Source organism: Pedobacter jeongneungensis, from assembly GCF_000633455.1.
GTDB lineage: Bacteria > Bacteroidota > Bacteroidia > Sphingobacteriales > Sphingobacteriaceae > Pedobacter > Pedobacter jeongneungensis_A.
The window spans coordinates 62,228-88,786 of sequence record NZ_AYMG01000038.1; the positions used below are offsets into that span (position 1 = coordinate 62,228).

19 protein-coding genes are annotated in these 26,559 nt (G+C 37.8%); 7 read left to right on the forward strand and 12 right to left on the reverse strand.

All coding sequences use genetic code 11. From position 1 onward, the window contains the following. Positions 1–331 precede the first annotated feature (331 nt). Positions 332–799, reverse strand: a complete 468-nt coding sequence (locus U859_RS0127585) for a hypothetical protein (protein ID WP_025146453.1) — start codon at positions 797–799, stop codon at positions 332–334. A gap of 1,087 nt (positions 800–1,886) precedes the next feature. Here U859_RS0127585 and U859_RS0127595 point away from each other — a divergent pair. Together U859_RS0127595 and U859_RS0127605 are read left to right on the forward strand one after the other, a co-directional pair. Beyond that, complete coding sequence (locus tag U859_RS0127595; protein WP_162800065.1) at positions 1,887–2,183, forward strand: hypothetical protein; 297 nt, start codon at positions 1,887–1,889, stop codon at positions 2,181–2,183. 525 nt (positions 2,184–2,708) lie between these two features. Further along, on the forward strand, positions 2,709–3,092 hold the full coding sequence (locus tag U859_RS0127605; RefSeq protein ID WP_025146455.1) for a hypothetical protein: 384 nt from the start codon (positions 2,709–2,711) through the stop codon (positions 3,090–3,092). 374 nt (positions 3,093–3,466) lie between these two features. On the opposite strand, the gene U859_RS0127610 is transcribed toward U859_RS0127605, so the two are convergent. The 6 genes from U859_RS0127610 to U859_RS0127640 form a co-directional block, all read right to left on the reverse strand. Beyond that, the gene (locus U859_RS0127610; RefSeq protein ID WP_025146456.1) at positions 3,467–4,228 is read right to left on the reverse strand and encodes a DUF72 domain-containing protein; all 762 of its coding nucleotides are present in this window, start codon (positions 4,226–4,228) and stop codon (positions 3,467–3,469) included. A gap of 612 nt (positions 4,229–4,840) precedes the next feature. Then, entirely contained in the window at positions 4,841–5,833 is a 993-nt protein-coding gene (locus U859_RS0127615) for an alpha/beta fold hydrolase (RefSeq protein ID WP_025146457.1), read from the reverse strand. A 15-nt stretch (positions 5,834–5,848) separates the two neighbouring features. Continuing rightward, positions 5,849–7,522, reverse strand: coding sequence for a PepSY-associated TM helix domain-containing protein (locus U859_RS0127620; RefSeq protein WP_025146458.1), 1,674 nt, complete (start codon positions 7,520–7,522; stop codon positions 5,849–5,851). Positions 7,523–7,809: 287 nt separating this feature from the next. Continuing rightward, positions 7,810–8,139: a hypothetical protein gene (locus U859_RS0127630; protein WP_025146460.1), complete on the reverse strand. Its 330-nt coding sequence runs from the start codon at positions 8,137–8,139 to the stop codon at positions 7,810–7,812. Positions 8,140–8,329: 190 nt separating this feature from the next. Beyond that, the gene (locus U859_RS0127635; protein WP_025146461.1) at positions 8,330–9,550 is read right to left on the reverse strand and encodes a DUF4374 domain-containing protein; all 1,221 of its coding nucleotides are present in this window, start codon (positions 9,548–9,550) and stop codon (positions 8,330–8,332) included. An 18-nt stretch (positions 9,551–9,568) separates the two neighbouring features. Next, positions 9,569–11,920 (reverse strand): TonB-dependent receptor, encoded by a 2,352-nt coding sequence (locus U859_RS0127640; RefSeq protein ID WP_025146462.1) that lies wholly within the window; start codon positions 11,918–11,920, stop codon positions 9,569–9,571. Positions 11,921–12,278: 358 nt separating this feature from the next. On the opposite strand from U859_RS0127640, the gene U859_RS0127645 reads away from it, so the two are divergent. From U859_RS0127645 to U859_RS0127680, 5 genes are all read left to right on the forward strand, one after another. Then, positions 12,279–13,151: a helix-turn-helix domain-containing protein gene (locus tag U859_RS0127645; RefSeq protein ID WP_025146463.1), complete on the forward strand. Its 873-nt coding sequence runs from the start codon at positions 12,279–12,281 to the stop codon at positions 13,149–13,151. Between the two features lie 78 nt (positions 13,152–13,229). Further along, positions 13,230–14,351 carry an FAD-dependent monooxygenase gene (locus tag U859_RS30730; protein WP_025146464.1) on the forward strand — a complete coding sequence of 374 codons (1,122 nt, stop codon included), beginning with the start codon at positions 13,230–13,232 and terminating at the stop codon, positions 14,349–14,351. Positions 14,352–15,275: 924 nt separating this feature from the next. Then, positions 15,276–15,467: a hypothetical protein gene (locus U859_RS0127660; RefSeq protein WP_025146465.1), complete on the forward strand. Its 192-nt coding sequence runs from the start codon at positions 15,276–15,278 to the stop codon at positions 15,465–15,467. Positions 15,468–16,503: 1,036 nt separating this feature from the next. Next, positions 16,504–17,286 carry a coiled-coil domain-containing protein 22 gene (locus U859_RS0127675; protein WP_162800066.1) on the forward strand — a complete coding sequence of 261 codons (783 nt, stop codon included), beginning with the start codon at positions 16,504–16,506 and terminating at the stop codon, positions 17,284–17,286. Positions 17,287–17,361: 75 nt separating this feature from the next. Beyond that, on the forward strand, positions 17,362–19,140 hold the full coding sequence (locus U859_RS0127680) for an AAA family ATPase (RefSeq protein ID WP_025146467.1): 1,779 nt from the start codon (positions 17,362–17,364) through the stop codon (positions 19,138–19,140). 58 nt (positions 19,141–19,198) lie between these two features. Here the strand turns inward: U859_RS0127680 and U859_RS0127685 are convergent, their stop codons facing one another. From U859_RS0127685 to U859_RS0127705, 5 genes are all read right to left on the reverse strand, one after another. Beyond that, positions 19,199–19,954, reverse strand: a complete 756-nt coding sequence (locus U859_RS0127685) for a hypothetical protein (protein WP_025146468.1) — start codon at positions 19,952–19,954, stop codon at positions 19,199–19,201. A gap of 203 nt (positions 19,955–20,157) precedes the next feature. After that, positions 20,158–21,558: a HEPN domain-containing protein gene (locus tag U859_RS0127690; RefSeq protein WP_025146469.1), complete on the reverse strand. Its 1,401-nt coding sequence runs from the start codon at positions 21,556–21,558 to the stop codon at positions 20,158–20,160. Positions 21,559–21,570: 12 nt separating this feature from the next. Continuing rightward, entirely contained in the window at positions 21,571–23,346 is a 1,776-nt protein-coding gene (locus U859_RS0127695; RefSeq protein ID WP_025146470.1) for a DUF4209 domain-containing protein, read from the reverse strand. A gap of 26 nt (positions 23,347–23,372) precedes the next feature. Then, on the reverse strand, positions 23,373–24,374 hold the full coding sequence (locus U859_RS0127700) for a hypothetical protein (RefSeq protein ID WP_025146471.1): 1,002 nt from the start codon (positions 24,372–24,374) through the stop codon (positions 23,373–23,375). Further along, positions 24,374–26,425: an AAA family ATPase gene (locus tag U859_RS0127705; protein WP_025146472.1), complete on the reverse strand. Its 2,052-nt coding sequence runs from the start codon at positions 26,423–26,425 to the stop codon at positions 24,374–24,376. Before U859_RS0127705 ends, U859_RS0127700 begins: the two co-directional genes overlap by 1 nt. Positions 26,426–26,559 lie beyond the last annotated feature (134 nt).

The following is a 26,559-nucleotide window of genomic DNA, read 5'->3' on the forward strand; positions in this document are numbered from 1 at the left end:
TGCATTTTCTTTTTTTAAAGCTTTTACCTAAAAGTAACAAAGAATCTTTCGATCTGCTGCTTGAAGGGCTTGCTGAGGGAGAATTAGAGTAATAAACTGAGAACATATTAATTTTCCAAAAAAGCCTTGACAAGGTTTTTCCATTATGGATAATATAATCCTAATTTTGCGGCTAAACCAACCGCAAAATACCTTCTTTTGTTGAATTATTTCGTTGGTTCTGTAGTAGCTAGGTCATTACGTCCATGCTCTTCAGCATATAATTCTAAACCATTTTTTTTTGCAGAAAATAAGGATAGAGTTAGAGTGAGCTGATTATGTAAAAAACAGTTCATTCTTTAAACTCTTTTTCGATAATCTTATTTATTGAAGAGACAACATTAAGCCAGAGTTTATCACTACCACCATTCCTTACTTTAATTTCTGTGTTGTAAGTTCTAATTACTACCTCAGTGTCGATCCCGTCAAATGGCTGCCTGCTTTTACCACTTATTATTTTAGAGAAACCAGTTAACTGATTTGTGGAAATCAATTCTTCTAATTGATATTGGGTATTTATTTTTTTTATAGATTTACGATGAGATGTGTCAACACGCAAGCCCTGTTCGAAGTAAAGTGTGTCAGGCATAATTAAAAGCCTTCGATAGTAACCAAGTTGCCCCCCATTTGTCGAAATTGAAATTGATTTTATTCTATCCACTGTATGAGATGAATTAGCGTTCGTACAAGACATGATGAAAGCATGACATAGCAATAGATATTTTAAGCTGGCAACCAAATTCACACTTTTTTTCTTCATAACTTTTGTTTAATCTGCGATCTTTAGTACAAAAAATTCTTAAGAAACATTATGAATAACTCAATTCCTATCCTTGGTTCTCTAGCGGTGTGTTATCAAATATGTTTTGTTTATTCTTCCTTTATCCGTACCAAGTTATTCCTTTTTTTATAAACTGACTTTTTATATGCTCTTAGCCACGTTTTATCATATTACTAGCCTTTTGTAATATCAGTTTTACCTTTGTTTCTGTTTTGTAGCAACACGCTACTTTAGATAAACGGCGTTCATCTATAAATACCTACCGTTGCCTCCCCTCAAATGTAAAAGTTTTTTTTCTAAATATCTTCGCGGGCTTGAGGTGATAACCGTATCAGGGCAGTTTGGCCCCTTAAAAGAAACTTTTTTGGGGCAATGGTTTTTCTTATTTGCTTTACCTTTACCATAATATTATTGCTTTCCGTGAGCTGGGCAACACTCGCCAAATTTTTACAAGTTTCTTTTGAGCAAAAGTTCCAAAAGAGATCGAAATATCAATTAATAAATCTGGAAATCATAAGATTTGGAATTTAATCGATTTTCATCCTGAATTGTTTGATAAGGGCATTGGCATGATTTGAAGAAACAAATGTTCAGACTAACCGCTTTTTATTTAGCCAACTATAGTAACCCATCAAAGCGTATCTAAAAAAGGCAACCTGAACACTATGTTCGCTAAAGAATTATGATTTATCTTCATAATGAAATAATTGTTACAAAACATTTATCTTTACAATTGAGGCAAAAATACCTGTCCAGAAATGTTAATTGAAGAAAAAAGGTAAACAGACATAGCCAATAGAATTTTTTTTATCCGGAGCTATTAAAGTTATTGAATAAAATATTAAAAGAATAATTAAACAAAACACAGATAACGATGAGCTAAGGTTTTTCGATGCGTTTGATTTATGTAAAAAACCGCGAAGGAATTTGATTTGATCATTACACTATTCTCTTTCTTGAATTGAAAGGATAATTGACAGAAAGCAACTAAAAAATGTATAATCTGGAAAACTTCCGGAAAGAAGCATTTAATGATTGAAAGTTTAAAGTAATCCATAAAATGAAAATGAATCTACTTGTACATATTATTGTAAGAGCTGTTTTGGGTGTCATTCCAGTTCTTCTATTTGCACTTATTATAGCAAGTGATAAACAGAGTGGAAACTCTTTTCTGGGATCAAATTTTTTAAAAATGATTTTAGGCTTTGGAAGTTCGATACTTTGGTGTGGTTGGATAACAACTGAGATAGTTATATTTTATTTAGACAAACAAAAAAACTTTGCAAGTGCGAATCTATATCTACTTTTATCTTTAGCTGCAATATATATATTAGAACTGTACATAAATCACAGGTTGAATTAGATTGTTAAAACCGTCGGTAAGAAAGATTTTTTGAAGATGAAGGTCATGCTTATTGACAAAAAAAATATGTTTAGATGTTTATTTGGGTAGGGAGAAACTTGTAAAAAACTATTATAAAAGATGAGCTGGAAAGAGGCTTTAGGCATTACTAAAAGTATTTAGAATACGCTGATGAATGGAGCTGGGAAGGTGACTTATTTTTGTAAAAAAGAGGAATTTGTAAAGATTACCTGCTGGCTAGATAACACATTTAACGATCTGCCTGGCGAGAAAGGATGTTTCTTCCGGTAACTTACGGAATTACTTGTGAGCCATTCAAACCACCCTAAATTAGAAACATGTATCCATATTCATCAGCCTTGCTTTCTAATTCTTTTATTGTAGGTGGCATCATCCGCACTGCCCCTACCGTAAACATTTTTGACATGTTATTTCTTGTCGACAATTTCAATAAAAGGTAAAAAACAATGAGTGAACATTTATGTTATTATCAACAACTGAATAGATAACTTTTAATACGTACGGATGAAATTTAATCGAATCAATCAAAATAAAATGAAACACTTATTGGTTATTTTAGCGTGCTTTATCGCATTGGGTTGCAGTACCAATCCACAAAATGACAAACAGCTTATAGGAAAATGGGTTGGCACGCTTAAGGATCAGCAAACAGGAGGTTCAATAGAAAAAATTGTTCTGGAATTTACAAAAGATGGCAATTTTATGCAACACCTGGGTGAAGGCGACATGCAAAATACAATTGAATCAATCTATGAGATACAAAACGACAAATTAATTTGCATAGATAAACAATCAAAGGAAAAAACGGAAGCTAAATATGAAGTTAAAAACGATACATTAACGATCGTACTTGAGGGAGTGGAAAATAGCTACACAAAAGTGAAGTGATTACTGTAGGAATTTTTATAGTTATCCAGTTGCCAGTGTATTTGCATACCATCTCCTCTCTATGGATGAGGTAATCGGAGAAGATTAAAGGCTAATATCTATTTTAAATGGCGCTTACCTGGATTACCATTATCATCAGAATATAATGTTGAACTTCCTGGCTTAGATACGCTATTTGAAAAAGTAAAGAACCTGCATACAGGCGCAGAAGAAATTTTCCTCGACTGGCTGGCAAAATAGGAACTATTAATCAATGCTGCTTAAAGATGGTTATTCACGCTGAGTTCCAAAATAATTGCTACACGAATTTCGAAGTTACTTATTGCAAAGACAAAACACAGGAAATCATTTTATTTAGCTGTGCTTAGCCTTTTCTAAATTAAATCACGAACATATTCTTCTAATGTAATAAGGTTGCCGTAAGCATCGCCCATGGTATTATTAAAATATACAAAAACCTGTTTATTATCTGATAACCATTCTGCAATGTAACTAGCATATTCAGCAAGTACATCATCGGTATAACTGCCACGATAATTGCCACCCGGACCATGAAACCTCAAGTAGATAAAATTGTTATCAACAACATCAAATGGACTCACAACCGAACTTTTATCGTGTATAACCATACCTAGACGATGCTCTTGTAAAAGTTCATAAACTTCTTCTACATATAATGATGAATGCCTGAATTCCAAAGCAATCTTCCATCCATTTTCTAAGTTACCTTCTTGTAAACTTTGCATAAACTTAGCCAGCTGAGGAAAGTTTGCAATTCTAATACTCGGTGGAAATTGACCTAAAAGACATCCCTTTTTATCTCCTGCCTGATTGATAACCTCAAAAAACTTTGTTACATCATCAACATCAAACCCTAATTTGGGAGCGTGAGAAATACCTTTAAATAGCTTAAAGCTAAAGCGAAAATCATTTGGCACATCTTCACTCCATTTTTTCACAGTTGAAGCCAGCGGAATTTTATAAAATGAGCTATTTATTTCAATGCTATCCATTAAAGAACTAAAGTAACATAACCTTGATTTTTCTTTATACGCCTCAGGATAATGCAGCTTATTAGGAACCGGCAAAATTAATCCGCTGGTACCCGAAAAATAATTTTTGACAATGTGTTTCATTATTGTGGCAACAATGTAAAGTTAAAAATTGTTGTAAAATGATTAATTTAGTTATCGCTCTATAGGCAGAGAAAAACAGCTTGAATAATTCGATAGGTAAAAATACGGTTGCTGGAAATTCGAGCGTAGGAAAAATAGCCCATATGCTGGTTAATTCGACGGTATAGGTGAAAAAACAATCCACTTGACTCCTGTTAACCAAAACATTAACACAATACCATTCAACAATTTACAATAAATCTATTTCTGGTGGAGCGGGAGTCGATTTATTCTGGTTTATCCCAGTAAGGTCTAATACTGAAATTCCGATGTTTTGGCGACTCAAGCTTGTTTAAAGCTAAAAGCTGTCTTTCAAGATCCTTATTCTTTTTAATGAGATTTATGATCTCGGCTATAATCGCAGGAAAGCCTGAAAGAGTTCCGACCACCACTATCCAATCGGTAATGCTAGGTTAATTTATAGTCTTTATTGTTGACTTAATATTTTTAATTAATCTGATTCCGCTGCTGCATCAACATCTCATACAAACGTACTTTTGCTTTTGGTTTGACTGTGGACTCACAAATCTATCTGTCCCCCGAGATGGAACTGATGAATGGCAAACTTTCTTCTTATTTCTCCGATTGCAGCAGCTCCCTGATCTGATGAACAATCAAATCGGGTTCTGACGCCTGTACAATGTGACCGCTTTGTTTTGCCACTACCAATTTACTTCTTGAGGATAAATTCAAAAAATCTCGATGAAGTACTTTAACCAGGCTCATATACTCGCCTTTCAACTGATCATTTTTTAGCGTTTTGGTTCTGATTTCAGAAGAGCCTGATATTATGGTAAGCGGGATATTTTCAAAATCACCGTACCTGGTTGCCTCATCAAAATTAACTTCGTCACTTTTGATTTCTGAAAAAAGTGTCTCAACAGACCGGTAAAAGAAGTCTCTTTCGTTTTGATGAATCGGATGAGTCACTGGAATCTCAGGATTTAGCTGCTTAAAGAAAAATAGTGTTCTGTAAATTCCTGTAGCTGTTAACAGCCTCACAAACCAAAGTGGAGGAGGTTTAAGCGCTTCGAGAAAAGCTTTCGATGATTTTTTCAGTTGCAAAGGGTGAGCAGATTCCATAAAAATTATTCCAGCAATATCCTTTTTATGACGAGCAATAAATAGCCTTACATAAATTCCAGCCATCGAATGTACCACCAGCAGATAAGGTTTTGGGCATTTTGTTTTTTCCAGCAGTTCTTCAAGTTCACTGGAAACTGATTCATTTGTAATTACCTCTTTTCTTCGCCCACTTAAAAATAAGCCACTTCTGTCGTAGGAAATGGTAACCGCCTGAGCAGAAATTTTATCCTGGACTTCTGCCCAGATGGTACTGTTGCTACCCATTCCTGAAACCAATACGACCGTTTTGTTCCCATTTCCCTTTTTCTGATAATGAATACTGGCTCCGTTAATTTCAGCAAAGGTTTTGTTTTTAAATACTTTTGCTTCCAGATTCCAACGGCAGTATTGTTCATAAACTATTCCAATTAATATTAAAACCACCAAAAAGAACCCTAGATATTTCAGCGTCCTTAAAGCCAGGAATACAAATTCTTTCATAATTTTAATTAACTTTTAAAGATTTTCTACAACTTCTTTAATTGGTTGAGTGGATGGTTTCAACTTGTCGTGCTGCTTCATTTTGATCAGCACGACAATGGAGAGCATTGCTAGAATCAAAAACAGCAAATCGATAAACAGAATATCATATCTACCTTCAGCAAATGTGGTCCACAACCAATTGTTTCGCTTAAATCCATCAGCGAGCGGTAGTAAAAAGCAGAGTACAGCAGAAAGGATCAGGGTTTGATGGTTGGTGATGGTTAAGTTTTTCCGGGCAATAAAATAGACAGACAGTATTAACCAGGAGTAAAAATACACGTGGTAAATATCTGATTGATTGGGTTTCTCAATAAAGAGTAAGCTTATCATGGTTAGAGCAGTTACAGGCAACATACTTAAAGATGAGGCCATAAAAATATTTGCCGTCCAGAAATTAAACACACGTTTATGCTTGGGTACATTCTTCTTATCTCTTGCAACAAGCCAGATCAGTATACCGGAAATGATTACCAGACACCCCATTATACCGAGTATAAAGAATATAATCCTTAAAGGCCGGCCTCCAAAATCGCCAAAGTGCAGGTGGTAAATCAAACTTTTGACTTTATCGACGTAGGAAGAGCTTCCGCTTGGAGCGAGCTCACTCAAGACCTTATGGTCCCGAACACGGTAAACCATTTTACCGGTTCCCGAAAAGCTTTCGTTGGAAAGCGGTTTGGCGGTCAGGATCACATGCATATTGGAATCACCGTAATTCTTGATCGCAACAGCGGTAATTTTGCTTTGCGGCCACTTACGTCCTTCCTTGTCCATAAAATCATTTACGCTAAACGAGCTTTTTAAAGGCTGATAAGTGTAGGCATATTTTGTGGTATCGCTATATTCCAAATCCTGATACAGGGCCACACTATCTCCCCTGTATAAATATTTAGAAAAGGGTGCTATTAAAATTATGTTGGCAATAAGCACTACACCTGTAACAGCGAAAATAAGCTGAAAGGGAAAACCAATTACCCCTATAGCGGTATGCAAGTCTGTCCATAGCGTTTTCCACTTAGCCCAGGGCCTGAATGTAAAAAAGTTGGAAACAATTTTATCCCAGTGGAGCATGAGACCGGTAAGGAGTGCAAAAAGAAAAATAAACGACACCACCCCAGCCAACAAATAACCAAATGGTGCCCCCAACCTTATGGGAACAACATTTAATTGGGCAAGAAAATGTAACCTGTAGAGAAATTCGCCCATGTCGTATCCCTGCTGATAATCAGCTGTTTTGTGTTGGGCAAAATCATAGTTAAAATACATGGAGTCATCATCACCACCTCTTCCTCTTCCACCCCGTTTTTTTGAGCCTTCCTTGGTTTTTGGCTTAATTTTCTTTTTCAAGGTAGTATCATTCGAGGCCGTTACCGACACATAAGCTCCAATTTCATTACGTTGGATAAAGAAGTCAAAGTCACGTCCCTTGAGATTATTCTTTTTTGAGAGCGAATCAATCACATGATCAAAATCTCTGGTTACTGTTTTTCGGCTTTTAACATAGGAAGTATTTTTTTGCCAGGCAGTGATTTCCTCTTTAAAAAAAGAAAAAGACCCTGCAAAAAATATGACGTACAAAAGCGCACATATTATAATTCCACTAATGGTGTGTGTGTGAAAGTATATATTGTATTTTCTATTATCCATTTCTTAAAAAAAAGTATATATAGCGGAGAAAATTAATGTCAGCAGAAGATATAATGTAAATACCTTCCAGACATTTTTAGCCAGAAAAGCCATCAGTAATAGTATGGCCCATAGGATATATCCTGTAATAAAAGTGGTTACAATTACATCTTTCTGCGGAAAAATCTTGCACATCAGCAGATGAAAAGTGAACATAACGGTATATCCACCAATTGTTCCGACAAGAATTTTTACAAGCCTTAACCAGGGAGATTTAGTGAGGTGTTTTTTATTTGCTGGCATAAAAATTATATAAAAAATTCCAGGAGGAGAATAGTGAAGTAAAGCATGGCGACTGTTGTAATCCGCAAATACTGAAAGGGTTGAATAACCACAACCAGACTACCCGCTGCCATTGTTGCGAAAACAATTGCGGTAAGTCCGCTGGTTACGCCCAAAAAAAATATAAACAGGTAGCAGGCTACAATAAATAATATTGCAGCAACTATGCGATACAGTTTAGCATTTGCGATAATTTTCACCAGATAATCAGGTAGCTTATGCTCTTTGAACTGCTTTGATGTTAGATACCAGAGCTCAAAAGATATAAGCAGCAGCAAAAAAGTTGTAGTAATCATAGCGTTTATAAGGAGTCGTACATGCACCAATTACAAATTCACTTTAAACAAAAAGAGCAAATGGCTTATGGCTATAAGAAATGATCTGATTTGAGATAAAGGGATTTTTGCAGGTACTTTAATTTGCGAGCTGAAACAAACAGAGCAATGGTTTATACCCCATTGCCCGGTTTGATTGGTTTCAATAAAATTATTTAACGTTCTGGATCGCCGTTATTAAGCCGCCTTCTACTTTAAGGCCTTTTATAGCTGTGCTGGTTGCAGCGTCAATCTTATAAACCCAGGTATTACCATCAGTTAAGTTAACCCCGACATAGCCTACTCCATTTTTTGCGGAATAATTCGTAGTGGTTATGCTGGAGATAGTTGCCACCTCAGGAAAACCAGTTACCGGAGTTACCGTTTTGTTCAACACGTCTACGATTGCTAATTTGCGGCCTGTTGTGTATGCTCCTCTGGTTGCTTTTGGCTCTATATTGGCAACAAATTTGTTCGAGCCAACATATAACCAATTGGTTATTACATACCCGTTTGATGCTGCTTCAAAATCCATTAAGTAAGATTGATCAAACTCTTCAGTTCCTGATTTAATTCTGGTAATTGATGAGGGTTTGCTTGAAGTTAAAACGCCACCTTTCATAGCTACTGAAGAAGAAAAAGCATAAGTATCGCCATTTTCAACTACTTCGAGTGCATCGGTAAAATATCTACCTATAAAACTTGTTCTGGTATCTTTAATCGTCTTTTCATATTGCATAGATGGATAAGAATAAACAGCAATACCTGCATAATTTGGATAATCTGTTTCGAAAGTACGACCTGTGATGGAGAAGAATGGCGCGTAAACTTTATTTCCAACCTGTTTTAGCCAGCTGAAATGCGCAATTTCACCATTACCGCTTGGAGCAACAGCATCTAAAGTTCCCTCAGTGGTTTGAAGATTCGTAGTGGAACTGACAATATACCAGTTTGCTAAAGTTGCACCTGTTGCAGCATAGGTTCTGGGCACTTTAACCATTAGAATGTCCTTATTCACTGGTGCAAAAGCCTGGACCGTAGCAGCAGTGAAATCAGTCAACTTATTCAGTTTACCTTCTTTGATATTATAAACCGTTACTGCACCAGGATTACCCTGTCCGTATAGCATACTGAAGAATTTATCTCCTAGGGTTACATAGTAACGATAAGTACCGTCTTGCTCGGTACCATTACCTTTAATTGATACTGTCCCGGATTCCAAACTACCGGCGGTAACCAGGTAGTCCGCCACTCCGGTAGATGCAACCGGGGTTACTGCTAATACGAAATTGCCTGGGTTTTCAGCAACAGGTTCCGAATTGTTTTTTTTACAAGAGCTAAATACTGCGGTGAATGCCAGCGCAACAAGCGCTTTAGTAATTGTTGATTTCATATTGATTTTTATTTATGATTAAGATTTGTTAAGAAAATATCTAAGGTTTAGATAGAAGCCACGACCGGGTTTCTGTAAGCTGAAGTTATCATACAAAGGCTTGTCTGTAATGTTTTTGGCTTCCAGGGAAACATTATATCTGCCATTTTTCATACTGTAAACAAAATTTAAATCATGTGCCAGTTGGGTCGGAATGCCTTTTTTATCAGAAGCCTGGTCCCGCCCTCCTAAACTCGGCCAGTATAGATAGAAAGAATTAACGTATAGTAAGTTGTAGCCTAAGGTTAAATTGTTACCCTTTTTGCCAATATCTCTAAATGAAGCGCTGATATCCATGTTACCGAACAAATAGGGAATATTTGGCATCTGATCTAAGTAAACGGGACTTACCCCATTGTAATTAGGTTCATATTGTTGAAGATTCTGCAAATACTGATAAGTAACCGTTGCGCCGGCAGTTAACCAGTTTTTATAGGAATATCTGACCTCTGCATCGGTACCCAAAGTTCTGACGCCTGCTCGGTTATCAGCTGTTGTTTTAGTTTGATTGTTATTTAACCGGTTGTAAATAAAGTCTGCCGAGTACCGATAAACACCATTTGCGGTGACAGAGAAACGGTTAATTTCATTGATTTTGAAATTGTAAATCACACCGACATTAATGTTATCGCTCTTTTCGGGCTTAAGTGCCGGGTTCGCTTCCTGATTTTCCAGGTCACCGAATATTTCTGTTGCCTCGGGCATTCTATTGGTTAACTCGTAAGAGGTTCTCAGTTGCAGGTTTCTGCTTAAAAAGTAAGCAAGCGCCAGTCCATATCCCATTTTATCAGTTGAAGAAGAAACATTTCTGGATCCGATTATATTCTTCTGATTAATATATTTACCGAAAAAATTGGTGCTCCATTTGTTATCTACATCATAACTATATCCGAAACCAAGAACATTTTTATTCATTTTTTTGGCTGGGTCGAGCGCATTGTTGGCAGGAAATAAAATGTTGTCTGTTTTTCTGTTGAAGGTGGAAAATACATTGTTAACCGCGAGGGAATGATGTTCCGCAATTTTGTAGCTAACCATAGTGGTTAGCAAACCATTATTATTTTCGAATTTAGAGAGCTGCCCGCCATCTCTTTCGCCCATTGTTGCCTTTGGATCACGAATGCCATCCCAATCGTATTTCGCATAAGCGGTGTCGATGGTTTTTTCGTATCCTAGATTATAATTCGCATTTAATGTTACATCCAAGCCCTTAACCAAATTTGTTTTCTGGTATTTAAGGGTCGGCATTATGATGGTACCACGCCTGTGCAATTGACCAAAAACCGCATCAGGTCTCGCGCCAGTCTGTATTTCTTTATAGTTTTTGCCCAGGGTAATTCCCAGCAATAAATTATCGGCAAAAGACTTGCCCACAAAGCCTACATTGGCAATTAGGGTTTCGTTATGATAGGTGTCGTTAAATCTCCTCTGCGAACTTTCGGTGGTACCTTGAAGAACCCTTACCAGCCGTTCAGGTAAATCTGTTTTATAATTATTATCTGAATAGTTCTGAAAAGCATTAAGCTGAACTGTGAAACCACTTTTTGATGTAAGTGCAGCATTTACAACAGAGCGATGGGTGTTAAAACTTCCGAAAGAATAAGATGCATCTATGTAATTTCGATGCTTGTTTCCTGTAACAATATTAACCGCACCGCCGAGGGCATCAGAACCCAACCATAGCGGCACAACACCTTTGTAAACCTCAACACGCTCGGCTAGATTTATAGGTATGTTGTTAATCTGAAAAGAAGAACCGAAGTTGTCCATAGGTATACCGTCTATAAAATAGCGAATGTGATTACCCGAAAAACCATTAAGCGATACATTAAAACTGGAGCCGACACCACCGGTTTCCCGTACGCGCACACCTGCTACTCTATCCAAAGCACCTGAAATATCCAGCGTGGTATTGTAGAGTTTGGTTGCATCGATCGCCGTCACATTAAATGCCTGCCTGTTAACTTCCTGAGCTTTTGTTCTGCCCAGAACATTCACAGTTTCCATCTGCTCGGCGTTTTCAGTAACAGAAAAATTAATTTTCATTTCCTGGCCGGCAGATAGGCTAATGTCTTTTTTTTGTGTTTTGAATCCTACTGCAGAAACATGGATACTATAGTTTCCAGGAGCTAGATTATAAATTTTGAATAATCCATTATCATCTGATACAGAACCAAAATTTATTTTTTGAACTTTAACTGTGGCGCCTGGAAGAGGGTCGCCAGCGCTGGTTTTTACATAGCCCGATATGCTTGAGGTCTGTTTTTGGGCGTAGCTGAAAATTACATTGGCACATAGCATTGCCGTTAGCAAAATTTTCTTAATTTGCATGACTTTTAACTGAGATTAAAGGTGAGCCGGTTTTCCGGTTTTTGCCACACGGGTCCGAACCGTGTGGCTTTTTTTATGGCGCAAATATAAATTTTATTTAGACTAATTACAAATAGATTCTTGCCACGATAGATCTCCGCTATCAGGATGCCCCCTCGTCTCGGCATAGATTTTTATTAATTATGAGACACAAAGCAATCTGCCAGGCTTTATTTCGCCTGGCTTTTAGATAAAAAAAAATTAAAATCATTTAATTAATTTTGGTTTGATTTTTCTGAATTCAAACTGCTGTTTTTTGATGGAGCTAGAAAAGTATGGTTTTTTCTATCTTTAGTTTTGATATTACCCCTTAAAGCTGATGCATAATAAGCAGAAAAAAATACCAGTCAATACCATGGATGATTTCTTTAGACAGGGTATTGCACTGGATCGGAATCCGATCAGCAAGTCGGATTTTACTGCGGCTTTTCAAAAACAGGAAGCAACCCAGTCCCACCGGGATGAAGGCTATACTTTTCATATTCTGGAAAAGGGAAGTGTGAAAATAGAAATTGATTTTAAATTTTATGAGGTATCTTCCCCAGCTGTGGTTTACCTACATCCTGACCAGGTACACCGGATGCGGGATATTGAGGATATCGTCGTTTGCTCGCTGTCAATGAGTGGTGAAAAGCTGAATACTGCCTACCTGGACATCCTGGAAGAGTTATCAACTGCAATTCCCCTAGCCTTAGGTGCCGAAGCTTTCACTGCGATTTCTGATTGTTTTGCGCTTTGCCTGAAATTCTACCATAATAAAGCAGCCAGGCTGCATCCACTCCTGGTGCGGGATAGCTGTAATGTGCTGATCGGTCTGTTGCTGTCTGAATTCATGAATCAGAAAAAACCGCAGGATGTTTTTTCGCGCTACGATAAAGTAGCCAAATCTTTCCGCCGACTGGTGGAAGAAAACTATCGTTGCTTAAAGCGTGCTGGTGAATACGCTGAATTATTACATATCTCAACGCCTTATCTGAATGAATGCATTAAAAACGTTACCGGATTTACCGCTTCTCAGGCGATCCAGGAACGGATAATGCTCGAGGCTAAAAGACTGCTCTACCATACCGGCAAATCCGTAAAAGAAATTGCATTTGATTTAGGTTATACCGATTATCCTTATTTCTCCAGGTTGTTTTCCAAGACAACTGGTCTATCGGCAAAAGCGTTCCGATCCAAAAACCTCGATTAGTCCAACGATTACCGCGTTTGGTTCTTTTACTGACAGGAGCATTTAGGGAATTTTGTGCTGTATAAATTGATATTTAAAATGGAACAAAATAAAAAAGTGCTAATCTCCGGAGCCAGTTTTGCCGGTTTGACTTTGGCCTACTGGATGAATCAACTAGGTTATCAGGTGACGATTGTTGAAGTTGGCGGCAGCTTAAAAAAAGGTGGAACGCCCGTAGATATTAAAGACCGTACAATTGAAATTGTCAAAAGAATGGGTATTTATGAGCAGATTAAAGCCCAACGGGTGGGCCCTGAAAAATGGGAATTTAAGAATTCTGCAGATGAGACCGGTTATAGCTTAGTGATGAAGCAGCCTGCTGAAGCATTTTCGGCTGATGAGTTTGAAATCGAAAGGGATACTTTGCTGGAAATGCTTTATAAACTCATTGAAGGCGAGGTTGAGCTGATTTTTAATAACAGTGTTGCTGAACTTCTGGAAACCGATGAGCACGTGGAGGTTACTTTTAAGGACGGCAAAAAAGAAAATTACCTCCATATATTCGCTTGCGATGGGATACACTCTAATGTTCGCAAGATCTGGTTTGGCAAGGAAGCGGAGTATGTGCATTTTCTGGGGCAGTATTTCTCGATTGCGGTAGTGGATAAGTTATTGGTGGATAATGGAACCTACCAGATGTATTCTATAGCAAATAAAGGCTTGGCTTTGTATGCGCATAACAAAAAGACCGATGTAATCTTTACTTTCAGACCTGATCGGGAAATTATTTATGATTTCCGCAATCAGGAAGAGCTGAAGACTATTCTATCAGATCAGATGAGAGGTATGGGCTGGCGCGCGCAGGAGCTGGAAAGGGAATTATTGGATTCATCCGCCTTTTACTTTGACGCTTTCGCTCAGGTTAAGATGTCTTCTTGGAGTAAAGGAAAAGTGGCACTGGTGGGTGATGCGGGCTATTGCGCCTCTCCCGCTGCCGGAATGGGCGGCTCGCTGGCGATCATCGGGGCTACTGCGCTTGCGGATGCGCTGTCAAATGCTGATGGCGATTATCTTAAAGCTTTTGAACTTTATGATAAGAACTTAAGACCGTTTATTGACGAAATCCAGGCAATGGCTTTACAGACGCTTGATCAATTATTACCGGCAACCGATCAGCAGGCCATGGACATGTGGCAGAACGGACTCTCTTTTTTATCCTAAAAACTGTTCACCCAGTTAAATTAAAGTTTAACCTCAGATGAGCGGGCGGAACGCCAATCAAAAATTGAGGCTGGATGAATAAAGCTGCCTGGAAACTTCCCGGTTCGTTAGGTGATCGCTGAAGACCACTTTGGCGGATTTTAAGGCATAGGCCGTCAGGATTTCCTGACTCACACCCTCCTCGAGTAGCACATAATCTGAAAGCCAGTTTTTCTAGGTAAGCTTCTAGATTTTCTCTCTTCATAAAATTCCCCTATTCTATGCTGTATGATGGTTTTGAGGTAGCGGATGAAACGGCAGGCAATGAGCTGATAAGAAAAGGTCTCTGCTTTTTCTGAAAGCATCTGCCAGGCGTAACGGTCAAAATGAGCCGAGATAGCTTGTGCAATCTGGAATGCCGGATTTTAACAACTGCTGGCTTCAATTTTGGGTTCAAAATGAATTAAAGAACTGATTGGAAAAACCAATCCACTTGACCCCTCTTAGCCAAAACACCATCACATTAACATTCAACAATCTACAATAATTTTATTTCTGGTTGAGCGGAGTCAATTTATTCTGGTTTATCCAATGAAATCTCAAAATTTGATAGTATGATCGAAAAAGCCCTCGAACTTTTAACCCAGAAAAAGATTGAGCTTACGGAATTCCTTACATTAAAGACAAGGATTTTCACAGGCAAAGAGAGCTATTAGTAGTTAAGCAGTCCAAGCTAAGCGAGAATAAAAATTATATTCAAAAAGAATTAATTCTTGCAAAATGCCTAGAGAGCTTCGGAAATTTAGGAGAAATCTATGAGCAAACAAACATCGAAAGAATACGTACACTTTTAGGATTAATATTGGATGCTAAGCTTATTTACAGCAATAACAGTTTTTTACAATTACAGATCATCAAATCTGCTAATCTAATCCAGTATAGATAATGGAGATTAAAGAACAAGAAACATTGCTAAACGAAATAGCACGAATATTAAAAACTGAAGAAACAATCACAGACTTAGAAGAACTTGATAGAATACATAATTTAATATACACAATCTGTGTTGTTGCTATGGAGAATCAGTTAAATATAATCGAGAAGGAATCTCAAGTTTTTTCAAAAAAGTTCTTTTAGGAATACATCAATTATTATTAGAATAACTGTCGAACTTTCACAAAAACATAAACATCTAAATATTAGATATTTGAAAATAACTGAGCCTAAAAAAGTCAAATCCCCAATGGTACATCGAACATCAAAAATCAGCCTTAAAACATGGATTGAGCGGGATTATCAAAATAATATAAATTTTAACAAAAAAAAGAAAGTGCCATAGGATTCCTAAGGCACTTTTCTTAAAACGGGTCGACAAAGGTTCTAATAAGCAATAAATTTGTTGCTGATTTGAAGCGAATCGCAGAACTAGACACTAAGATGACAGAGTATAATGAACTCGGCAGATTGATGAAATTGCGAAAAGAAAGTGAAAAATTAATCCCAAAGGTAGTTGACAAAAAGAAAAAAATTAGGGCTAAAAGGAAAGCGAGAAAGGTTACACTAAAAAAATGGATACTCAATATTTCTGATGACTAATTAGTCTCTTGAGGATTTCAGAAATTATAAAAACCGGATTCAGATCACAAGTGTCCAAAGCTGTCAAAGCCTTACCGAAGGGTTCAACCAAATTTACAATAAAACCCTCCCTATCTTCTCTAAAAACATCAAGAAATCCGTTCTGTACCCCACATTTTCTCAAAGTCAACGACCATAACTTTAAGCTTGTCTACCACATCCGCACCCAAACCGACGTCGTTATATTTCCCATTGGCATCAGAAGCCGAAAAACTGACCTCCGAACTATTCATTACTCCCAACCATCTGGCAACCTGGAAGTCTCAATCAGCGCAATATCTACCATCCGCCCGACTTCCTTATTCTTTCCAATGACTTCCTAACCATCCATTTCTTATCCAAACCACCAACCGCGACACCAAGTGCTCCATTGCCCTCAGAATGAGAAGAAAGATGGTAAGCCTAGAGCCTGGTGATTGATAATCCATTTATGAATATATATTGAAGGTTTCATTTCAAAAAATTTTGCCCGTATGTGGTCAGCTTTTTTTTTATAACCACACATTCTCGTATATTGGGACAGCTAAAGTTATCGCTCATGAACACCAAGGAAGTAGGAAATTCAGTCCTAAAGACACTTTTTGCCTCAATACCCTACGCCGGGCAGCTTTTCAGCGAGGTCTTCATTGAATACCGGAGCAGGATTAAACAAAATCGAATAAACGCATTCTCCGAACTATTGGAGGAACATTTTTCTGGTGGAAGTCAAATAGATTTCAGCAAGCTCAATAAGGTAGAGTTTAGTGACCTTTTTGAGGCCGTGATCCAGAGGGTTGCCCGTACTGATTCCAGCCAGAAACACATAAGGTTTCGTGACATTCTCACAAATTATATGGAGAGCACCGTCCAATCCATTGACCATGCGGAAACATTTTTGGATCTCATCTCATCCCTTGACGAACCGTCCATACAAATTTTAAAATATCACAATCAGTATGATAAGGAATTTGCTAAGTACGATCAGAAGGAAGATTCCCTCCGAGATGCGATCAAAGATGAAAATCTTCGGCTTGAGAAAGAAAGAGATGAACAGAAGCGTGTAATGACCTTACTTCCAAGGTCTAAGTCGGACATCAGTTCGCTTACCAGAGAGTTACAAAATGTGCAGGAGCAGATCAAGCAACTTTCCAAATACCGACAAGCTTCATTCTACAGCTTGTCGGAAGACGATTTCCTTTATCTCAAACAAATACTGCTAAGCAAGGCCTTGTTAAGGGAATCGGGGGTCGGAACTCGTGGACACGTTCCCTATATGATGATGAGGATCACCATGTTTGGGAAACAATTTATCAACTATATCAGTGACGGCGACATTGGGTGATTTGACCCCATTGTTACGATTCAGAAAAAACTAACGCTTGATATTAAGAACATCTCAAAATATCCAATGTAGATTATGGCATATGCACTTAACAAACTTGTGTACATTTATATAAATAAGTTTTCAAGATTTGGCCCGATATCAATAAATCTAAGCAATCAATTAGATATCGATTATTCAAACGGTGTAGTGAGCATTAAAAGAAAAGCCGACCATTTTGATTATTTATTAGGAGAAAGTATTTCCAGCTTGAATATTATAGCAGGAGAAAACGGTGTCGGAAAGACAACTTTGCTAAAAACCATCGCAGAATTGGTTGCTGACAGTTCAAGTGGTGAAAATAATTATGATTTCGAATATCTTTTGGTTTTTCAGATTGACGAAGAAACGTTTTACCTCAGAAATGAACATGGAGATACAGGGCCCTATCCAATCGAAATACGCGAAAGGGGTTGGTTTGCTCCGAAACATGGACCCGTTTCTGACGATTATCGCCGGTCGGTCATCTATTTTTCTCCGTACTTAGACTTCAATGTACTGGAAATCTTCCACACAAAGGATATTTCACCGATTATAGACCTATCCGCTACGAATATGGTTAATGAAGATATAAGGACTAGCAATGCGTGTGAAGATAATCAGGATGAAAGATATGAAAATCCACTTATCTTACATCGGATTAATAACATCAAGAGACAACTTAAGTTCTTCAATGAAGCCAGACAGTGTTTTGAGTTTCCATTTAGTATACCCAGCGATATCAACATTTGTTTCCATAGGCTTACCTACGATCGGGATGACGTTTCCAGCGATTACAAAAAGGTGTATGATTTATTCCACTCGCTATGTTCAAATTTCTTCGGAGATGATCATGTTATATCTGAAGATAACATCGCTAAACTGGTTTTTCTACGCAACCTCCTGAGCTTATACTTCAGATCGATCACTAGTATCAAAAACCGGTCAATACTGAACAAATACGTAAGCGAAAAATTGCAGAGTGCAATAAACAAGGTTGCAAAATCCGATGTCCAAGCTGTAATCGCTCTTTTTGAATCCTTTTTTGCGGAAAAAGATATTTTTGATTCGAATATCTTTTCTGAACTAATCTCCTCGTTTTATAAAAAGCTTATAAAAAATAAGTTTCATGTCAGCGATAACTATAACCAGGTATATATTTCTACACCTACGGACGACCCACTAATCAGCCTTTATTTCAGGATGATGGATACAAAGATCAATAGCAAGATGAGAGACAGGTTTATACTTCCACACGTCAGTAGCTTTATCACTTTTGACTGGCCCAACTTCAGCAGTGGAGAAAAGATGTTTGCCGATCTTTTTTCAAGAATATATGGAGTTATGGACAAGTTAAAAAATACCGATAGGCCAATACTGCTTCTTATTGACGAAGGAGAAATGGGCTTCCATCCGAAATGGCAGCTCAAGTATGTAACCACGCTCTGTGGTTTTGTCAACCAAATTTTAGGAAAATACAAAATTGAGATATTGCTCGCGTCACATTCCCCGCTTGTACTTTCGGATTTTCCAAAAGAAAGGGTGCACCTTTTTAAAAAAAGCAACAGAAACAAAATTGTTAAAGGAGCAACGATGGGTACCCTTGCTCAGAATACCAGCGAACTACTCGCTCATGAGTTTTTTATAGATAGTACCCTAATAGGTGACTTGGCAAAAAAGTATGTCAATGATATCATTACCGAAATCCGAAACCTCACCACTAGCTCCCTTAATCCAATCATGGAGGACGAACTAATCGAAAAAATAGAGCTTATAGACGAACCCGTAGTAAAGAAGATCCTGCTTGAGGAAATGGGAAGGATTTTCAATGCTTAGTATGCCACTTTTACACCGGAAGATCAGAAGTCTAGCTGCATACCACGCGGATCAGTTACTACCACTTGTCAAATCCCAGATGATTGGCAGCGCTGGGATACTGCTCAGAAAATATTTTGTTAGCGATGAAAAACTCAAGTAAAATTTTGAAATAAGCGGTTTTTGCCTTTTCGTTGATTTTCAAGGCTTTCAAAAAGCTTTTGGCAAAATGTCCAGGAAATTTCTCAGTTATGAACCTAATTAAAAATTCTTTATCGACGGAAGAGTCATCAAGTTTAAGCTGATTTCCTGTTTTTCGGAAAATTTCTGCGAGGTATGCTTTTAAGTCTAACTGCTTGTTTGCCTTTATCAAACTTTCCAAGGCGGTATCGCTGGTGAGGTAATTGTACAGCGTCTCGAAAAAATAGGTATGAAGCTGAGCTGACAGGTATTGCTCTTCCGATATTTCTACTTTGATAGCGTCGCGGACTTTCTTAAAAAAACCGAACTTGATAGACAATTCTTTAAAAAGTTCAGTTTCCAGATTGGATAATCCGTCTTCATAAGCGAATTTTAGCACCTTTTCGAGATCATGGTTGATATCAGAACGTACCGTTTCACCACCTTGTTTAACACAGTCATGAAGAATGTTAGAGGACATACCATTTAGCTGCTTCATAGCTTCAATCAGCATTGTGCCACCTATCCCCAATTCCAGAGCCATCTGCGAGGCCATTTCTGGTTTGTTGAGAAAATAACTAAGCAGGCTGCTGACAACAACGGTCCCGGAAAACTGAGCAGCAGAGCCTTTTAGTGAGGAAAGTTTTTTTAGCATGCCAGATAAGACGTAAGAAATTTAGATAACCAAAATACTCCATTTAACGGAGCAAGAGAAAACTAAATTAAGTATTTAACTTTACCTCTCAAAATGAGTATAAGGTGATTTTTTTCCACGTGGATAATAGGATATCTTGCAAGCTTCGTTCAGTGAATCCCGATGATGAACCACGAGTTCCAATAAAAATGCAATTTGATATACTAAATTCTTTCAAAATGCACAAAATTGGGAAAAGTACAATCAATTTTCTCCTCAACAATCTCTTGCTCAATCTGCATAAGCAACAGGAGGTGATATTCAATAATGATTTTCATTTTTACAATATGTTTTCCCAGGTCACGTTTGCTTGTCAGCAAAGAAAGGTCGGTATGCTCCTTATCTACTTCATGCACAAGATAATGACGAAGATCCAATATCCTCTGAACGAAGTTTGGCGGATCATCAACAAGTTTGACCAGTTTTGGGCTATGGTTGATTACTCTAATCAACTTGTCCCTGAGATGAAAGTCCCTGTATGATTTGGCCAGCTTTGCATTGGTCAAAAATTGTCTGTGTTTTGGTGATAGTTGGTATTTGCTCAGGATTTCTTTCAGAGTTGGGTTAAGGGCTTTACTCTGGAGATCGGCGTCCTTAAAAGATTTATTGTAAATAATCTCCATGGCAGATACAAAAGGCTGGATGTAATTAATATAATCGCGGCGATCACTGTTAAGGTAGGACATCAGGTGTGACATTGGAAGCCTAAATTGGTCATACAATTGAAAAAAATTTCCAAGGTATTCTGAGTAGGAGAGTTTTTCCAGGCTGACAATCCTCTTGCCCGAACGAATTGAGGAATAGTGACTGTTTAAAATATTTTTGTCATAGGTGTAGGTAAAGGCCTGATTACTGGAATCCATGAATTCAATGTTGCAAAGACCAAGGTTCACGCCATTAACGAGCGAGTAAAATTCTCTGAAACGCTGCAGAAAAATGTATACTGCCTCAATGTCCATATCAATTTTAAATTGAAAGAAAAAACAGGTTTGCTGCTGAATGTTTAGGTTGTTTACATCAAAACGATGGTTTCTTTTAATGTAATCGTGGAACGTGCATATCCCATAGGGAAAAGGAATGTTGAGGGGTTCAACCTCGTAAAGGTCATATCCTAAAGCGGGATTTATTCCGCCTTTACGATTCGGATGCGGCATTTTTTGGCGGATGGAGTCAGATTTTGTCCAGCCGTTTAAAAACTGTGCAGACACAGAAAGTGTGTTGATTTTATCTGCCGGGTTAAACAATCTACTACCGGAGATAAATTGCCTAAAAGACAGGACATGTTCGGATCGGAAAGCTGAGTGCTCATGGGTCGTTGTTGCGCCAACTATATTTTCAAGTCTGAGCCCTATTATGGTTATGTAGTTCTGTTCTTTAGTAAATCCATAAATGCAGAGAATATCATCGTGAAAGTTTATATCCGAATAGGGTTTTTCAAATATGGGGAAAGACCCGTAAATTTTAATTTCATATTGATTAGCTTTAGCCGAAATGGTAATTTCACCATAATGCTTCAAAAGTTCATCATCTGCAGTCCAAAAATATCCCTTCAGCGTATCTTCCATAGCTTTGTAATTCTAATCGGCATGTTCTTTATTTTCCGGAACCTTCATCAGGTTACCATATTTAGCCAGCTTAATATAAGCTAATAGGAGGATATTGGATAATGTTATCGTGTAATCTTTCGGCCGGTAGAAAGCGTGAGCAACATTATTGCGGATGTTGTAACCGCTTCCTGTGAAAGTAAACTGCCATAGCCGAAGGTCTTCTTCCAAAAACGTGGTATTGAGCTCGTCACTCTGAAGAAGCTCATTTATATCTTTTGCCACTGTGCGATCGTCGTAAACTTTTGTTGTCGTCAGATTTGCACAGCTGCAGAGATCCCGTAACAGCCCCTCAAATTTTACGGCAAGCTGGTCAAAAGCCATCTGCTGCTGATAATCCAAATGAGCATTCCGAGCGGTTATGTTAGCTTGGATGAGGATTTCCAAGGACGGCCTTAGCATAGCGATCCAGGAATAAATCTGCGGATTATCCGCATAACCGTTTTGTATCTGGCTGGCGAACCAGGTATGCTCAAAATAATGTAAACCTTCAGCTAAAAAATCACGTTCTTGTTTTTCCATCTTTTTAATTAATTCTCTAAAATAAATCGGAAGGCTTGACTCTAATGCGATCTGAAAACCCTGAAACAAATCCCGCCGACGAAGTTCAAACGGGCTTAGCCTATGACTGTTTAAATTAATATCATAATAAGATGTGGTCACAAATTGCAAAAAAGCATTTTCCCCGGCAAAGGGGTGCTCCGCTTTAGGCACAAACTTCCTGTCAAGTGCTATAGGGAAAAAGATCGTTCGGATATCTTGTGCTAAATGATATGCTGCTATATTCTGGGTAGATTCTATGATGACCGCTATTTGGTTGATATCCATTCTGCTGGATATCACATCGAAGTGAAGGTCCCTTTTTTGAATATGCAATTCCCTTAAAAGTTCATCTGCTCTGGCACTGTCGCCAGCTTTTTTATAAAATTTGGATGCATTTGCTAACCTATCTGCTTTGATAAAACCCGATGTATCGTGGATACTTTCTGCAATCAGATTAATCTGCTCATTACCCATCATCCGGAAAATCGGTTTTAAATCTACACCTTCCTTTTTTGCGATAAGCAGGCATACGGAAAGATATGTTTCACTATGTGAACTCTGGTAATAACGCTGAAAAAAAGAAACTGCTTTTTCTGTATAACCAATAATGTCGGTACGATTAAAAATCCGGCTATTGGCGGTTAACTCCAGAAGCCGCTGATAGTAGTAAAGATGATGCCCGGGAGCATCCAGCCAACCGGCAACAAGCTCCTTACAGCTATGGATATTATATTTTGTATCTCTACAAAGGGTGAGGTAAGCCTCTAACAATTCCATTAGGCCGTTAATATGCCGGTCTTCCGAATCTAAGCCTGACAGATATTCTTGTGCAAGTTGCAGGTATGCATCTGCTGCTTTTTTCCCATACAAGTTGTTTTTACCCACCAAATAAAGGATGTGTGCATATCGAGCAGATAGATAAGCATTCTGTTCTTCGACAATGCGTATTTTCAGGTAATCGATTTCCCTGGAAGTCAATCGTTTTATGTCCGTAGTTTTATGTGTTCCGAACTCCATTATTGGCGCAAGGCTACCATCTTTCAACATGAAGCCAAAGCATCTGACCTCTGTCTGGAAGCATTCGGCTGATGAAGCTGATTCCGGTAAATTATGTTTAATGAGCTCGAAATATGCATACTCTGGTTTAAGCATTGCACTGTAGATAATTTTCAAATAACCTCTATCTGATGCTTTTAAAAATTCCATTTAAATTCATGGTTTGTTTGGCATTATTAATTGAACAAGAGAAACTCTTTAAGGATATCATTTTTTAATTTACTAAATGGCCTTTTATGGTAATGCTGTTCTTCACTTTCAGCCCCAAAAACCATGCGATGTACCTCTTCCCTGCTGACATCGATGGAGTTGAAAGTGTCATTAAACAAGGTTTGGATATAATTATCCGGGTATTTGTATTTCAAATCCAAAAGGTCACGTAATTCCATATTGGAGTGGGCATCATACACCTCCTTGATTTTGAAAGCGGTTAAATGATTGAAGATTTTTGAGTCCTCCTCTACCTCTATCTTAATATTATATTCATTCAAGTCCTGATGCACAAAACTAAAGCTAAACGCATCCTGTTCTTCTTTAATGTATGGATGGATGTGAGTTTGCAAAGTGAATATATCATCAGCTTTTACCGAGCTGTTGCACACCGAGCAGCTTGGTATGAGGTTGAAAAACGAAATCCCCAGCAAAGGATATACACTTCGGGCGAACCAATGGTCAAACTGAGCTCTGGTTATGCGGTGATCGTTGTTTTCACGCTGGCGCGCTTCAACTTTGGAAATCACGGTGTTGGTATAAAGCCTGTTGCAATAGGTGCAGGTATTACGGTTTAACACCTTTGCAAGGTTATAAGATTTTGCTTTTGATTCACTAATCTGGCGCTCATAATCAAAGATTTCCAGGAGTTGCCTGGTGGGTTCATAAACAGAAATCAACGTATCATGGGCCATGTTACGAAGTTTTTTTTGCAAACTTCGTGCTTTGAGATAGGCTAGATATTGATTCTCATTAAAATTTTTAATGAGAAGGGGCATAAATTCATTGTGATGAACGATCAGTTTTTCAGGTGTGTCGGTCAGTATGCTGACGATACGCTCTTCATCCAAAAAATCTTTTGCCTCTTGGGGAATGTTGGATGAATCTACTGCTGAGCGTACGCTTTTTTTGAGTGATTTTGCATAAGCATCCAGTTGTGTTTGTTCAGGTTTTTCTAAATAGAGCATTACTTTCCTTTTCTAATTCTGCTGGCCTCTTCAGTTAATAATTTTATTTTTTCTTCGATAATATCCAATTGCAGGTCAGTTTGATGGTATTCATCGAACATCTGGGATAACTTCTGCTTAAGTATTGGCTCATCAATGATCTTAATGAGGCTTTTGTGTTCTGCTATATTTGTGGACCTAACCAACTTTCTCTGCAACTCTAGTTCATTTCTTTTGGCTGTAAGCAAATCTGCATCTGACGATGCCGGTCTCTTTTCAATCTCAATGATCTCTTGCTCTATCCTTTTTAAATTTAAATAGTTGATCGTAGCCTGTATTTTGTTCTTGGCAAATTCGCCCATGGTACCTTTTTCAAGAAAAAAACTTTGTTTCATTAAATCATGGATATTGGCACCAAAGGTTTTAAATGATTCCTTTTTGTCTGCAACTCTACCTTGCTCATTCAAAAACATAATGTTTGTGTGCGGAATATCTGAAAGTATGAAAGGTGAGTGGGTAACGAAACAAAAATTAATTCCTGCGATATCCGCGAGCTTTATTCTTGATATGCTTTGCAATATATAACTGATATACTGGCGCTGTAGTTCCGGATGAAAATAAAGCTCAATTTCTTCAAGGATGATATTTATATATCGGTATTTGACCCTTCCTCCGCCTTCTGGCACAGAGTTTATATTGACAAGATGATATAAGAGCGAACTGACCGAAAAAATTAATTGTTTTTCTCCAGAACTTATTTTTTTGAGCGGGATGTCCTTTATATTTCCTGATTTAGGTCTGAGTACTATCTCGATAGAAAAAATTGGAGGGGGTACAATTTCAATCAGCTGAAGTGATCTTTCCGGATATTTTCCGTCCATTCTGACCATTTCCTGCTGAAGGTGATCTAACGTCAGCTCCTGATCTTCGAGTGGAAGATTTTGAAAAAGTAAAAAGTTCAGTGCCTGGCGAAGCTTAAAGGTGATATGACTGTGGTCCCCCATCAGCTTATGAATAAACTCTGACAAGAGATCTGTATCGAATTTTCGACTTTCCTTTGAAAAAAATCTGTTATAATCCCGGTACTGCAAGCATATCCTTGCAAGCTTGTATAAAATATAGTCAATGACCAGAATGTAATCTTCATTTTCCGCACCTAAGTATTCCCATTTAAACGGATAGTTAACGTTGAGCTTATCCAGTATTTCAATCCATTGATCTTCAAAATCACTGATAGTTGCCGGACCTTTTTTTTCATCAATTTCTGATCCACCGTACCAAAGCGCCTTGTTTCTTTTTCCCTTATTTAAAGTCAGCTTTAACTTGTAGGCCACCAGATTATTCGAAACATCTCTAAAGCTGAATAGGTCATCAGTTTGTGGCAGTAAAAAATTTGCGATTAATCGAGAAACTACCAAGTGGTTTTCAACATTGATATCGATGTTTCCATCAGTTCTCATAGGATTAATAACCAAAGGCGTCTGATAGCCATCATTTTTATGGAACAGTGGGTCGAACCAATTGGGCTCATCAAAATCTTTATGATTGTAGGCGTAGTGGGAATAGTTCACAGCAATGCTGTAAAAAAAGTCGGGTATAATCTGATCTATCAATGGCTCTCCGGGCAAAAGGGTAAAATCATCATAAGTAAACAGACTTACCTGCGTTTCCCTCACTTCCAGTTTGTAAAAGTGATCAGTACGGTAGTAGAGTGCCACGTTGAATTCAGCTAAAGGCTGAAAATAAGTATCCGGAAAGCCCTGCCCGTTTGTTAAGTTATAAATAGTCCTGAAAAACAATTCCACTATGGTACTTTTTCCTGAGCCATTTTTACCAACTATTGCGGAAACATTGATATTAACATTATTTACTTTAAAAAAATCATTCGGCAGGGCATCATTATGGGTAATTTTATCGGTTAAGGGATCGATATCATAATTATTGTAAAAGAAATACGCGGTTTCCGGAGAAAGTACTTTATAATAGTCGCTGTTGCAGCCAGGGAGTGTTTTTATTGCGATTAGTTTGAAATCAGTAGTATCAGCGATACGGTTTCGTTGGGAATTATCCATGCGTTAGTTTTAGATTGCGTTGCCCAATATTAAGGAATTCAGAAAAATATTACTGATTTTTTTTCGATATATCCATATTTTGCCATCATATGCATTCCGTGCATGACAATCCATACACCAAAGTCGGAGAAGCA

What these genes read in the sequence shown, in the direction of transcription:
- U859_RS0127585 (WP_025146453.1), bottom strand. Translation starts at nt 799, where the DNA reads ATGAAGAAAAAAAGTGTGAATTTGGTTGCCAGCTTAAAATATCTATTG.
- U859_RS0127595 (WP_162800065.1), top strand. Translation starts at nt 1,887, where the DNA reads ATGAATCTACTTGTACATATTATTGTAAGAGCTGTTTTGGGTGTCATT.
- U859_RS0127605 (WP_025146455.1), top strand. Translation starts at nt 2,709, where the DNA reads ATGAAATTTAATCGAATCAATCAAAATAAAATGAAACACTTATTGGTT.
- U859_RS0127610 (WP_025146456.1), bottom strand. Translation starts at nt 4,228, where the DNA reads ATGAAACACATTGTCAAAAATTATTTTTCGGGTACCAGCGGATTAATT.
- U859_RS0127615 (WP_025146457.1), bottom strand. Translation starts at nt 5,833, where the DNA reads ATGAAAGAATTTGTATTCCTGGCTTTAAGGACGCTGAAATATCTAGGG.
- U859_RS0127620 (WP_025146458.1), bottom strand. Translation starts at nt 7,522, where the DNA reads ATGGATAATAGAAAATACAATATATACTTTCACACACACACCATTAGT.
- U859_RS0127630 (WP_025146460.1), bottom strand. Translation starts at nt 8,139, where the DNA reads ATGATTACTACAACTTTTTTGCTGCTGCTTATATCTTTTGAGCTCTGG.
- U859_RS0127635 (WP_025146461.1), bottom strand. Translation starts at nt 9,550, where the DNA reads ATGAAATCAACAATTACTAAAGCGCTTGTTGCGCTGGCATTCACCGCA.
- U859_RS0127640 (WP_025146462.1), bottom strand. Translation starts at nt 11,920, where the DNA reads ATGCAAATTAAGAAAATTTTGCTAACGGCAATGCTATGTGCCAATGTA.
- U859_RS0127645 (WP_025146463.1), top strand. Translation starts at nt 12,279, where the DNA reads ATGCATAATAAGCAGAAAAAAATACCAGTCAATACCATGGATGATTTC.
- U859_RS30730 (WP_025146464.1), top strand. Translation starts at nt 13,230, where the DNA reads ATGGAACAAAATAAAAAAGTGCTAATCTCCGGAGCCAGTTTTGCCGGT.
- U859_RS0127660 (WP_025146465.1), top strand. Translation starts at nt 15,276, where the DNA reads ATGGAGATTAAAGAACAAGAAACATTGCTAAACGAAATAGCACGAATA.
- U859_RS0127675 (WP_162800066.1), top strand. Translation starts at nt 16,504, where the DNA reads ATGAACACCAAGGAAGTAGGAAATTCAGTCCTAAAGACACTTTTTGCC.
- U859_RS0127680 (WP_025146467.1), top strand. Translation starts at nt 17,362, where the DNA reads ATGGCATATGCACTTAACAAACTTGTGTACATTTATATAAATAAGTTT.
- U859_RS0127685 (WP_025146468.1), bottom strand. Translation starts at nt 19,954, where the DNA reads ATGCTAAAAAAACTTTCCTCACTAAAAGGCTCTGCTGCTCAGTTTTCC.
- U859_RS0127690 (WP_025146469.1), bottom strand. Translation starts at nt 21,558, where the DNA reads ATGGAAGATACGCTGAAGGGATATTTTTGGACTGCAGATGATGAACTT.
- U859_RS0127695 (WP_025146470.1), bottom strand. Translation starts at nt 23,346, where the DNA reads ATGGAATTTTTAAAAGCATCAGATAGAGGTTATTTGAAAATTATCTAC.
- U859_RS0127700 (WP_025146471.1), bottom strand. Translation starts at nt 24,374, where the DNA reads ATGCTCTATTTAGAAAAACCTGAACAAACACAACTGGATGCTTATGCA.
- U859_RS0127705 (WP_025146472.1), bottom strand. Translation starts at nt 26,425, where the DNA reads ATGGATAATTCCCAACGAAACCGTATCGCTGATACTACTGATTTCAAA.